Origin of the sequence: Pseudoalteromonas sp. SR45-4, assembly GCF_014163535.1 — a bacterium.
GTDB lineage: Bacteria > Pseudomonadota > Gammaproteobacteria > Enterobacterales > Alteromonadaceae > Pseudoalteromonas > Pseudoalteromonas nigrifaciens.
On record NZ_JACJDO010000110.1, the window covers coordinates 1 to 628 of the forward strand.

2 tRNA genes and 1 rRNA gene are annotated in these 628 nt (G+C 40.9%); all 3 read right to left on the minus strand.

Annotated features, from left to right (window positions below):
• Nucleotides 1-214: 214 nt before the first annotated feature.
• Nucleotides 215-290 (minus strand) — tRNA-Ala (locus H5058_RS18185).
• Nucleotides 291-401: 111 nt separating this feature from the next.
• Nucleotides 402-478, minus strand: a tRNA-Ile gene (locus H5058_RS18190).
• A gap of 76 nt (nt 479-554) precedes the next feature.
• Nucleotides 555-628, minus strand: a 16S ribosomal RNA gene (locus H5058_RS18195); the annotation flags it as partial.

The window sequence follows — 628 nt, forward strand, 5'->3', positions numbered from 1 at the left end:
AAGAGTTAACTAAATGGCACTGAATGGTACTGCTACCATTCTTTTTTTTACTTTTGAAAACTCTTGATAAATACAAAGTATCTATCAGAATTTTATTATCAGCTTTTCCAAATTTTTAAAGAGCAAGAGAAATAAAAACTTCTCAAAATTAAACACACTTCATTCTCAGGTCGTTTATGACCCGATAAAGAATATTTATTTTTAAGAAGTAAAGTGGTGGAGCTAAGCAGGATCGAACTGCTGACCTCCTGCGTGCAAGGCAGGCGCTCTCCCAGCTGAGCTATAGCCCCACATATGCTGGTCTTACTGTTTGTATACCGACTTCGCTTCCAGACAAGGCGTGGGAAATCGACGTTTAGTTTACTAAACGAGATATTCCATAACGATGTATGGGAGTAAAGTGGTGGGTCTGAGTAGATTTGAACTACCGACCTCACCCTTATCAGGGGTGCGCTCTAACCAGCTGAGCTACAGACCCAAACAATAAGTGTTGTTCTCTTTACAATTAACAATCATCTGTGTGGACACTACGAACAAATAAGTTCTAAATCGTATAAGGAGGTGATCCAGCCCCAGGTTCCCCTAGGGCTACCTTGTTACGACTTCACCCCAGTCATGAATCACTCCG